General features: G+C 59.1%; 8 protein-coding genes. 3 read left to right on the forward strand and 5 right to left on the reverse strand.

Annotated elements, in window-relative coordinates; genetic code table 11:
* Nucleotides 1-300: 300 nt before the first annotated feature.
* The 5 genes from C8K63_RS05160 to C8K63_RS05180 all read right to left on the reverse strand — a co-directional run bounded on the left by C8K63_RS05160 (nucleotide 301) and on the right by C8K63_RS05180 (nucleotide 6,744).
* On the reverse strand, nucleotides 301-1,206 hold the full coding sequence (locus C8K63_RS05160) for an amino acid ABC transporter substrate-binding protein (RefSeq protein WP_108215712.1): 906 nt from the start codon (nucleotides 1,204-1,206) through the stop codon (nucleotides 301-303).
* 48 nt (nucleotides 1,207-1,254) lie between these two features.
* Complete coding sequence (gene potE / locus C8K63_RS05165) at nucleotides 1,255-2,595, reverse strand: putrescine-ornithine antiporter (protein ID WP_108215713.1); 1,341 nt, start codon at nucleotides 2,593-2,595, stop codon at nucleotides 1,255-1,257.
* An 80-nt stretch (nucleotides 2,596-2,675) separates the two neighbouring features.
* Nucleotides 2,676-4,859 carry an ornithine decarboxylase SpeF gene (speF, locus tag C8K63_RS05170; protein WP_108215714.1) on the reverse strand — a complete coding sequence of 728 codons (2,184 nt, stop codon included), beginning with the start codon at nucleotides 4,857-4,859 and terminating at the stop codon, nucleotides 2,676-2,678.
* 250 nt (nucleotides 4,860-5,109) lie between these two features.
* Nucleotides 5,110-5,982, reverse strand: coding sequence for a DNA/RNA non-specific endonuclease (locus C8K63_RS05175; RefSeq protein ID WP_108215715.1), 873 nt, complete (start codon nucleotides 5,980-5,982; stop codon nucleotides 5,110-5,112).
* 327 nt (nucleotides 5,983-6,309) lie between these two features.
* The gene (locus C8K63_RS05180; RefSeq protein ID WP_108215716.1) at nucleotides 6,310-6,744 is read right to left on the reverse strand and encodes a GFA family protein; all 435 of its coding nucleotides are present in this window, start codon (nucleotides 6,742-6,744) and stop codon (nucleotides 6,310-6,312) included.
* 279 nt (nucleotides 6,745-7,023) lie between these two features.
* Between C8K63_RS05180 and C8K63_RS05185 the strand changes: the two genes are divergently transcribed.
* From C8K63_RS05185 to C8K63_RS05195, 3 genes are all read left to right on the forward strand, one after another.
* Entirely contained in the window at nucleotides 7,024-8,532 is a 1,509-nt protein-coding gene (locus C8K63_RS05185; protein WP_108215717.1) for a PLP-dependent aminotransferase family protein, read from the forward strand.
* A gap of 111 nt (nucleotides 8,533-8,643) precedes the next feature.
* On the forward strand, nucleotides 8,644-9,714 hold the full coding sequence (locus C8K63_RS05190; protein ID WP_108215718.1) for a sugar phosphate isomerase/epimerase: 1,071 nt from the start codon (nucleotides 8,644-8,646) through the stop codon (nucleotides 9,712-9,714).
* Between the two features lie 51 nt (nucleotides 9,715-9,765).
* Complete coding sequence (locus tag C8K63_RS05195; RefSeq protein WP_108215719.1) at nucleotides 9,766-11,031, forward strand: MFS transporter; 1,266 nt, start codon at nucleotides 9,766-9,768, stop codon at nucleotides 11,029-11,031.
* Nucleotides 11,032-11,232 lie beyond the last annotated feature (201 nt).

Genomic DNA, 11,232 nt, shown 5'->3' on the forward strand with positions numbered 1-11,232 from the left:
CTGAGCTATTTCGCCATGGTCTTCGCGGATTGATGCTGCTCATCTGTAGGAGCGAGCCTGCTCGCGAAGGTCGTCAACGATAACGCGTGTTCACTGGATAAACACGGCGCTCTTGAGTCCATCGCTGGCAAGCCAGCTCCTACACTGTAGGAGCCAGCTTGCTCGCGAAGGTCGTCAACGATAACGCGTGCTCACTGGCTAAACACGGCGCTCTTGAGTCCATCGTCGGAACGCCGCCCGGAGCAAGCTCGCTCCTACAGTAGCATTACGTCCGCGGACGGCCCGTTGCCAACGATTCCACTAAGGCAACGCATACACCCTGAACAGTTTTTTCACGGTAGCGTTGGTTCCGCCCAGGTACTGGTCGTAGGCCTTTTCTATAAAGCCCGAGTGATAGGCTTCACTCAGGGCCATATCGACCAGCAGGCGGAAGTCTTCGTCGTTGCGCTCCACGATCATCGCCACCGGCGAGTACTCGAAGATGCGGTCCAGGAGCATCAGGTTCTTTGCCGCGCCCTCCTTGGTGACTTCGTTGCGCAGCAGCATGCGTTCGGAGAAGAAGGCATCGGCCTTGCCCTCGGCGACCAGCTTGACGCCCTCGTCGTTGTTGGCCACGGTCACCAGCGAGGCGATCACGTTGAGCAGGCGCATCTGCTCGCGAATCCAGTCCTCGGTCACCCCGCCCTCGATGGTGGCGTAGGTGTGGTTGGCCAGACCATTGTTGATGCTGGCACGCCAGGTCGGGCCGCTATTGGCGACCTTGCCATTGAGTACATTGAGCAGCGATTCGCGAGCATCGTTGCGCACCACGACCGAGAGGCCAGCGGTGTAGATCGGTATGGAGTAACTGATCATCTTGCGCCGTTCCAGGGTGGGCGGTGTCGGCGTGCAGAGGATATCGACTTTACCCTGGCTCACGGCGTTGATCTCGTCCGAAATCTTGACGGGCTGGTAGCGCACTTGCTGGTCGGGCAGTCCCAGTTCGCTCTTGAGCTTGTCGGCGACTTTCAGGCACAGGTCGATGGCATAACCGCTGGCTTTGTCGCCTTCCTGCTTGCTGAAAGGGGCCAGGTCCGGCAAGTAGCCCAGGGTAAAGGTGTGGCTGCTGCGCACGCGTTCAAGGGTGTTGGCGCCGGCCACGAGCGGCAGCGTCGAGAGTGCGAGGGCAAGCAGCAGTCTGGTGGTTGTGGCAAATGGTACGTTCATGTCCGGTTTCCCCGTATGCAGATGTCTGTGCAGTCCTGGTGGCCACGCCTAAAGATTGCCGGCCCTGGCCTGGTTGGCGGGTGGCGCTTCGGTGAAGCGTTTGGCGAGGAATCCATAGAGCAGGTAGCCGACGGCGAGCACCAGGGTGCCGCCCATCACAGCGTCCTTGCCGCAGGCATACAAGGCGTACAGGGCGTACGTTATTGCAATCAGCAGGACCACTACGTTACGCGAGTGTATGGCCGACGAGACCCCGGCCTTGTGCATGATCACCAGCAGGCCGGTCATTGCCGTTATATAAGGGATCAGGTTGGTGACCGCTGCCAGGCTGACCAGCTTGCTGAACTGTGCGGCGGCGTCGGGCGAGATGGTCGACAGGGCCAAGACGGTCTGCAGCACACCGCAAACGATCATGCCGACGACGGGCGCATTCATCGAGTTGACCTTGCTGAACAGCTTGAGGAACAGGTTCTGGTCAGCCGTCATCTTGGCGGTTTGCGCCAGGGTAAATTGCCAGCCCAGCAGCGAGCCGACACAGGCCATGACCGCCAGGGCCATGACGATATTGCCCACCATCGGGCTGAACATCGTGGCGTAGACCAATGCGAAGGGCGCCGAGGATTTGGCCAGTTCGTCATTGGGAATGATGCCCTGGATGACGGTGGTCGACAGCACATAGACCACGGCGGCACCCAGGGTGCCGAACAGGCAGGCCAACGGCACGTTGCGCTTGGGGTCTTCCACGGCATCGGTGGCCTGGGCCGCCGATTCCATGCCGAGGAAGGCCCACAGGGTCAGGGGAATCGCCTTGCTGATGGCTTCGGAGATCGGCAGGCTGTTGGGGTTCCAGGCGGCGGCCAGCACATCGGGCTTGAACCAGAACCAGCCGATGATGCTCAGGCCTGCTACCGGAATGATCACACCCCACACCGTGAGCGCGCCGATCTTGCCGGTGATGCCCGGTCCTCCGAAGTTGGCGAAGGTGGTCAGCCAGATCAGTGCGATCGTGCCGACGCACAGTGGAATCGCCCCCGTGCCCAGCCAGGGCACGAAGGCCGTCATGTAGCCCACCGCCGAAATGGCCACGGCCACGTTGGCGATGGCCAGGGACAGGAAGTACAGGTACGAGCAGAGGAAAAAACCCGACTTTGCATGGGCCTCTTCGGTGTAGGCGGACAAGCCGCCGGAGCGTGAACAGAAGACGCCACACTGGGCAAAGCAGTAGGCGATGGCCATCGAACCAATCGCCGTGAAAATCCACGATAACAAAGAGACGGCACCCAACTGCGCCATGTTGGTGGGCAACATGATGATGCCCGAGCCCATCATGTTGACCGTTACCAACGTCGTGAGCCCCATCAGACCCATTTTCTTGCTTGAATCAGCCATCGCAAACTCCTTGCCCTGTTCAGAGAGTTAACCCCTGGGCCCGCTGACCTGACACCTGCCACCGAGTACGAGGGTGATCCTTACTGCTTGATCACATAGCCATACGCCCGCGTGCGACCGCCTTCATGCTGCAGATAAACGCCTTGCAGTTCCGGTGTGAAGCCGGGCAAGCGGTTGATGCCCTCCTCCAGGGCCAGGAAGTACTTGAGCACGGCGCCACCCCAGATCTCCCCGGGTACAGCGCACAAGACGCCCGGCGGATATGGCAGCGCGCCCTCGGCGGCGATACGCCCGTCCGCATCCGCCAGCGCCACCAGTTCGACGTTGCCGCGGATGTACTCGATTTGCGCTTGCTGCGGGTTCATGGCCTTTTTCGGGAAGTGTTCCTTGCGGAACATGTCCTTCTGCAATTGCTGCACGTTGTGATGGCGGTAAAGATCGTGCATTTCCTGGCAGAGCCTGCGGATGGTGTAGTCGCGGTAGCGTTCTTCGTACTGCGAATAGATCGCTGGCAGCACCCGGCTCATCGGCGCGTCGTCCTGAACGAAGCGTTCGAAGCGGGCGATCTGTGCCGCCAGGTGACTCATCTTTGCCCAGTCTTCGGCCGGGGTGAGCAGGAACAGAATGGAGTTGAGGTCGCATTTTTCCGGAACGATGCCGTTCTGGCGCAGGAAGTTGGCCAGGATGCCGGCGTGAATGCCGAACTCGGTGTAGCTGCCGTCCACCGGGTCGATGCCCGGCGTGGTGAACAGCAGTTTGCACGGATCGATGAAGTACTGCTTGTCGGCATAACCGGGAAAGGCATGCCAGCGATCCTTCGGATGGAATTCAAAGAAGCGGATGTCGCTGGCGATAGCGTCGGTCGAATGATCCTGCCATGGGCGCCCGTCGATGGTATCCGGCACGAATGGGCGGACCAGGGTGCAGGCCTCGATGATCAGCTTGCGCGCATTGATGCCGAACTTCACGCAGTCGTCCCACAGGCGCAGGCCGCTGCGGCCGGAGTGGATGCGGGCATTGACATCCAGCGAGGCGAACAGCGGGTAGAACGGACTTGTTGAGGCCTGGGCCATGAAGGCGTTGTTGAGCCGGTGATGGTTGCAATAGCGCGCCTGGCCTTTGATGTGCCGGTCTTTCTTGTGGATTTGCGAGGCCTGGGAAAAACCGGCCTGTTGTTTGTGCACCGATTGCGTGACGAAGATGCCCGGGTCGTTCTCGTCCAGGTCGAGCAACATGGGCGAGCAATCCTTCATCATCGGAATGAACTGTTCGTAACCGACCCACGCCGAGTCGAACAGGATGTAGTCACACAGTTTGCCGATGCGGTCGACCACTTGCCGGGCGTTGTAAATGGTACCGTCATAGGTTCCCAGTTGAATGATCGCCAGGCGAAACGGCCGTGGCAGTTGCGCCTTGTCCGGGGCGACTTCGGCGATCAGTTGGCGCAGGTAGTCTTCTTCGAAACAGTGGGCGTCGATGCCGCCGATGAAGCCATAAGGGTTGCGCGCGGTTTCCAGGTAGACCGGCGTGGCACCGGCCTGCAGCAAGGCGCCCTGGTGGTTGGACTTGTGGTTGTTGCGGTCGAACAGCACCAGGTCGCCCGGGGTCAACAGGGCGTTGGTCACCACCTTGTTCGACGCCGAGGTGCCGTTGAGCACGAAGTAGGTCTTGTCGGCGTTGAACACTTGAGCGGCATGTTTCTGCGCCAGCAGCGCCGGGCCCTCGTGGATCAGCAGGTCGCCGAGCTTGACGTCGGCGTTGCACATGTCGGCGCGAAACAGCGTCTCGCCAAAGAAGTCGAAAAACTGCCGGCCGGCTGGATGCTTGCGAAAGAACTGGCCGCCCTGGTGACCGGGGCAGGCAAAGGTTGCGTTGGCCGATTCGGTGTAATGCTTGAGCGCATCGAAGAACGGCGGCAGCAGGCTTTCTTCATAGGCCCTGGCGGCGGTCTCCAGTTGATTGCCGTAGTACTCGGCATTATTGCTGGACAGGTCGAACACACCATTGACCTGCAAAATCACATCCTGCAGTTGTTTGTAGACTTCCAGGGAGCGATTGCTGCGGCCCTGAGATGCCACCAGGAAGATGGGGATGTCGAAGCCGGTACGCTTGATGGCATCCAGCGCCCCTGCTGCCAAATCATCTTTCGAGAGTACGGCGACGGCGACATCGGTAAAGTCAGTCTGGTCGAGCCGGACGACTTCACGGGCATTACGAAAGCAATCTCGTACCGCATCGCTGGCAGCGATTTTCAAAGCGTTCATAACCAGAATCTCTCAGTCTGTTTGACGTTGAAGTTCCTGGGACGACCAACTTCAGTGGCATCATGTCCCGGGGTCAGGAGCGATTGCCCTATTGGGTATAGTTCATTTTTACTATTTGTTACTTCCTGCCGATTTTTTAATGGGAATTAATCCAAAGGCATTGATCCTCAGCAATCACGCACAGCGCTCGACTGTGAATGAAGCACCCCATCAGTTGCATTCAACCTTTGGGGTGCTGCTCATCCAGCCATCAGGTGCGCCCTGCGGAACCTGTGACGGGCAGGTTCCCGAGCAATTTGAGCCCGGTACTCTTCACGAACGTCTCATAGTCCATCGGTTTCTCGATTCTGGCTTCTGCGTTAGGCAGCACGTAGGCCCAGGCACGTTTGGACGATGCGTCGTAAACCAGCTTGAACAGGCGCGTCGGCACCCACACCTGGTTGTCGCCGACGGTGGAGTGGCCAGGGTCAAACAGCGGGCCGGTAAAGACAAACACGTTGCCATCGGCGCGCTTGGCAAATTTCCTGACATCAGACTCGATCTTGCTCCAGATCTTGCGGTTGTTGGTCGGGTCTTGCGGCACCATGTTCGACAGCGCAAAGGATTGGGCCATTGCATTGGGGTTCGGTGCATCGGCGGCCGGGGATTGGTGACCACGGTCCACGGCCGGATGCTGGCTGCGGTAGTCGCTCAACTCGGCACGCCCACTCTTGGGGATGCGTGGGTCCGGGTAGAACTGGTTGGTGCGTTCCTCCCCTTTGGCATCCTGCAACTGGGCCGCATTCAGGCGTTCGACCACCACCAGCGGGGTCTTGCTGGTTTGCGAGTACAGCACCGCGAAGTTGTCGGAACACAAAGCCAGGGGTTTCATGGTTGCAGGCACAGTGGCCGTGTTGATCGGTTTCGCTGCCGGGAACAGATCTGCGCAGCCGTCGAACGATGCCTGTTTCTGTTTGCTTGAATAGAGATCCAGGGCCGCGTTCTGGCTGATCGAACGCGAGCGGGACGTTTGTTCATGTTGCGCGGTGGGTGGTTTGAGCAGGTCCAGCAGACTGCGGGCTTGCGCCCCGGTCGAGAGCAAAACAAGGGCCGACAGCCCAACTGCAATTTTGCGTAGGTACATGGGTTAAATCTTCGAAAGGAATTGAGGGGTAAACGTACGGCGGGTCCCGATTCACGGAACCGGGTGGAGGGCGTTGCTGATTATGTGGCGGCGAGCATGCTTTCACTGTCCTTGATCAAATTACCGATGCGGGGCCGGTCGGTTCCGGGCAGTTCGACCGCGGAGGGTCGTGCGGTGGTTATGGACCATGACAAGATACGTTAGTGCCGGGCGGCGGTTGGATTCTATTGGCCAGTGTTCGTCGAAGAAGCGGTCGGCAGCGTTTGGTCACGCTGTTCGGCTTAGGCCAGGCTGCCAATTCGTCTGCATGCCGACCAAGCTCCTGCGTCAATCGTTGTTGACCTGGAGCTCATGTAAAATAAACCCAAGTGAATCCGGGGCAGCGCGATGACTTCTTTCCGAGCGTTGTTCATCCCATGGCATAGCGTCATCGGTGCAGAAGTCTCCAACACACTCCATGCTCAACTCGACATCGAGAAGCCCAAGCGGAATCCAGAAGTAAGGCGTCTCGCGAAGAGGATTAGGCACAGTCGAGCCACATCGTGAGCAAAAGTCATTTCTGTATCCACTGGGTTTGCGCCAACTCGTGATCGCAGCCTGCCCTTCTTCCCATCGAAAATCGCAAGCTTTGACCAGCGTGGCGAGATTATGACCAACCCCGGTTTGCTTACGGCATAGGGTGCAATGGCAGCGATAAAAAAATCGTGGTTCAACCTCCAGGGAAAAACGTACAGCCCCGCAAAGACATTGTCCTGATGTCATGTGTCTCTCCATTGAAGAACGATTCATCGGTTTATTTACCGGCTCGAGTGCAGGTATAGGAAAAGGGATGGCGGTCATGGTACTGGCCTTTCATTGCCATGGATAATGCCGCACTCAGCAGCCATATTATTGTGACGCGGTTCATAACGGGCGGCACTGCGATCGCAGGGCTATCAATGCCTGTGGTGGATGACATATCCAGTACCGCTCGATACCCTTTCGCCCTCGGGTGCCTGACAGCAATTCAGGCCAGACTCACTCCATCCAGACGAACCAAAAATGAAATCCTCCGCAGGTTTGCTGTTGTCGGGTATCGAGCTGGACCGTGCCAGCTCCATCCCCTTGTACCGCCAACTCTACTTGCAGATTCGCAAACAGATTCTCGGTGGCAGGATTCAGGGAGGCGTACGTCTGCCGTCCACCCGAACCCTGAGCAAAGAATTGCAGCTTTCGCGAATCAGCATTCTCAATGCGTTCGATCAACTGATTGCCGAAGGTTTTCTGACGTCGCGCACCGGGGCCGGGACTTACGTCGGCCATGAATGGGAAGGCCGCGGTACTGATGACGAAGAACACCAGCCCCAGCCGCCTCGCCTGTCCGATCTGAGCCAGTCCATGCTGTCATTGCGCAGCGATCATTTTCGCGGTGTTTCCTATGCGGACTGGGCGACCGGGAGCCCGACTTCGTTCCTGCCCAGCCACAGTGCTTACGATGCTTTTCCGCAATCAGTCTGGAAACGGCTGATGAACCGCCACCTGCACAAGCCGACCAAGGCCATGCTCGGTTATGGCGAGCTGCAAGGTTTGCTGGCCCTGCGCGAGGCGATTGCCGAATACGTCTTCGATGCCCGGGGCATCGACTGCACTGCCGAGCAGGTGGTCATCGTTTCCGGTGCCCAGCAAGCCTTCAACCTGCTGGGCATGCTGTTGCTCAATCCGCAGGATAGCTTCTGGATGGAAGATCCGGGGCATATCGCGGCGCGAATTGCGCTCCAGGCCCAGGGTGGTCTGGTGGTCCCGTTGCGTATCGACGAACAGGGGGTCGATGTCCGACAAGGTGTGGCGTTGTGTCCTGACGCTCGCCTGGTGTTTACCACGCCTTCCCGTCAGCATCCCTTGGGCATCACCATGAGTTATGCGCGGCGCCAGGAGCTCATCGACTGGGCTGCGCGCAATCAAAGCTGGATCATCGAGGACGACTGCGACAGTGAGTTTCGCTACAACGGCCGCCCCCTGCCGGCACTCTATGCCATGGACCAATGGGCCCGGGTCATCTACGCCGGAACGTTCAGCAAAGTGCTCTTCCCCTCGCTACGACTGGGTTACGTGATACTGCCGAACGCCCTGATCGAACCCTTCTGCACCCTGCGGGCGGTCATGGATCGCAGCCCGCCCACGCTGCTGCAGGCCGTCACGGCGGACTTCATGCGCGAAGGCCACTTCCTCGGTCATATTCGTCGAATGCGTGCGCTGTACCAGGCTCGCCAGCAAGCACTGGTCGAACAACTGCAGCAACGGCTGGGCACTTTCTTCAGGATCACGCCGGTGGAAGCCGGCATGCACCTGATCGCCTGGTTACCCGCGCATCTTGACGACGACGCCATCGCCAGGGAGCTCGGCCAGCATGGCATTCATACCTATCCCCTGAGTGACTACTGCCTCGAGCATGTCCTGCCGCCAGCCCTGTTGATCGGCTTTGCCAGCACCCCTGAGGACCAGGCCCAAGAACGCGTCGAAGCGCTTGCGCGGGCCTTGCGCAAGATGGGCTGTCTGCAGCAGGCCACTTGAGGCAGGCAAGTGGTCTTATGATTTAACTGATAATGGATCTATCGAGAGTTCCTGACTGGCGCGATAAAGGCTGCGCCGGTAGACCCGGCGTCTGAACCAGGAACGACTCGAATGAACAATAAGATCCAGGAACGATTCAACACCTTGCTCAGCCATAAGGCTGCCCGGGCCGGGGCTCCCCCCGTACTGACTGAGGCACTGGCCCGCCAGTTGCTCGACCGAATGGGGCAACTGCGCCTGTTTGCCCATGCCTACCCCTTGCTGACCAACCTGACCCACGGCCGCGTGACACCTGCTGACCTGCTGGACTTCGCCTATCGCCACGAGCTGCAGGGGCTGAGCCTGCACTTGCTCGACGGTGAGGAAAACAGCCTCAGTCAAATGACCGCCGCGCAGCTTCAGGCGTTTGCAGACAAGGCCAAAACACTCGGGCTGGACGTGCATCTGGAAATCAGCAGCACCTTGAAAAAAGATGTCGATCAAGTGATCGCCATTGCCAAGGCGCTGGGCACCCGCAACATCCGTGTCTACTCACGCTACGAAGGGGCGCTGTCGCGGGTCATGGACCTGATCGAGTCGGACCTGCACTACCTCGCGCAGCAGGCAGACGAACACGACCTGTTCTTCGACTTCGAGCAGCATGAAGAACTCAAGAGCAGCGAGATCGCGCAACTGTTGAGCCGCCTGAACCACCCTCGCCTGCACGCCCTGTTCGACTTCGGCAACATGATCAATGCCTGTGAACAGCCCCTTGCTGCGCTGCGTAACCTGGCGCCGCACATACGCCAGACCCACCTCAAGGGTGTGCGCATCGTCCCCGAGCAAAACGCCTTCGGCCATTACGGCGTGTTGCAGGGCTGTGACGAAGACGACCTGCCCAGCGCACGCATGTTGTTCGAACTGCTGATGCTCGGCGAATCAGCTCCGCAAGTGATCGCCTTCATTCTCGAGCAGGAAAACCACTACGTCGCCCCGGCGTTCCGCCAACTCGACGAAGCCGCCGACCCGTTCATTGCGTACCGGGAAATGAGTGAAACAGCGCTGCCGGAAGGCTTCTCGCTGGAACGGATGCTGGCCGATGAACACCGTTGGGCCAACAACCAGGTGGCCTATGTACGAGGTCTGCTGGCCGAGTTCCGAACCCTGGCCGAGTTGACCCTGGCCCATTGCGCTGACGCCTGAACCTGACGTGCCGACCGGCACTGCTTACCCAAATACGCCTGGAGAACAATAATGACATCCCAAGACAAGGCCAAATGGCTCAGATTCCTGATTCTCATCCTCGGTGGCGGCACCATCTACAAGCTGGCGAATCTCAAAGACGCCTTCTACATCCCCATGCAGGAATTCATGGGGCTGTCCCACACTGAAATCGGCGTGCTGCTGAGCGCCAACGCCATCATCGCCACCGCGCTGTTCGTGGTGGGCGGCATGCTCGCCGACCGCTACGACACGCGCAAGCTGATCCCCCTTGGCCTGATCGGTACCGGCAGCCTCGGGCTCTACCTGGCGACCTTTCCGCCCTTCAGCAATCTGCTGGTTGTGTTCTGCCTGCTGGCCGTGTGTGCCGACTGCCTCTTTTGGCCTTCGCTGCTCAAAGCCATCCGCAACCTGGGCGACGATAAGGAACAGGGGCGCCTGTTCGGCCTTCTCGAAGGCGGACGTGGCGTCATCGATACCCTGGTCGCCTTCTCTGCGCTGGGCGTCTTCGTCGCCATGGGCTCCGGTGAAAACGGTCTGAAGTCGGCGATCCTCTTCTACTCGGTCATCGACATTCTTGCCGGTACCCTGACCTGGCTACTGCTCAAGAGCGGCAAAACCCAGTCGACCGTCAAGTCGAAGAACGGGTTGTCGAACCTGCTCGAGGCCATCAAGGTGCCGGGCATCTGGCTGGTCAGCCTTAACGTGTTCATGGTCTACATCGTGTACTGCGGCCTGACCTATTTCATTCCCTACCTCAAGGAAATGTACGAACTGCCCGTGGCTCTGGTGGGCGCCTACGGCATCATCAACCAGTACTTCCTCAAAATCCTGGGCGGCCCTGCCGGTGGCTTCATTGCCGACAAACAGTTCAAGAGTTCCAGCCGCTATCTGAAGTGGGCATTCCTGGCGTTGTTGCCGCTTATGGGCGTGATCATGCTCATCCCGAAAAGCCCGGATTACATCTACGCAGGCATGGCGGCCACCCTCTCCTTCGCGCTGATTGTCTTTTCCATGCGCGGCGTGTTCTGGGCACCCATGGGTGAAGTCGGCATTCCCCAGCACATCACCGGTTCAGCCTTTGGCATTGGTTGCCTGATCGGCTATGCACCGGGCATGTTTGCCTACGTCATCTATGGCGCAATCCTTGACCACTTCCCGGGGCAGCAAGGCTACAACTACGTGTTCTCGTTGATGAGCGTATTGGCCATTATCGGGTTCATGGTCTCCAGCCTGCTGTATCAAGCGGTCCGCAAGAATTCCACGGTCACCGGCAAGGTCAGCGCCGCGCAAGCCTGAACATAGGTCGGGTGTGCGCATCGCAACACATCGCCGTGCGGCGGTAACCGAAGCCTCTCGGTTACCGCCGCACGGGCGTCACCATCAAGCAGCACTGACGATGCTCTTGCTGAGCATCGTGGTGTGTAGTCCATCGGTGAAGCTGTCGGATCGCTATACAGTGAACTACTGTCAGTCATGGGCGTGGCGCTCACAGCCAAT

Source organism: Pseudomonas sp. GV085 (genome assembly GCF_003050925.1).
In the GTDB taxonomy this organism is placed as follows: Bacteria; Pseudomonadota; Gammaproteobacteria; order Pseudomonadales; family Pseudomonadaceae; genus Aquipseudomonas.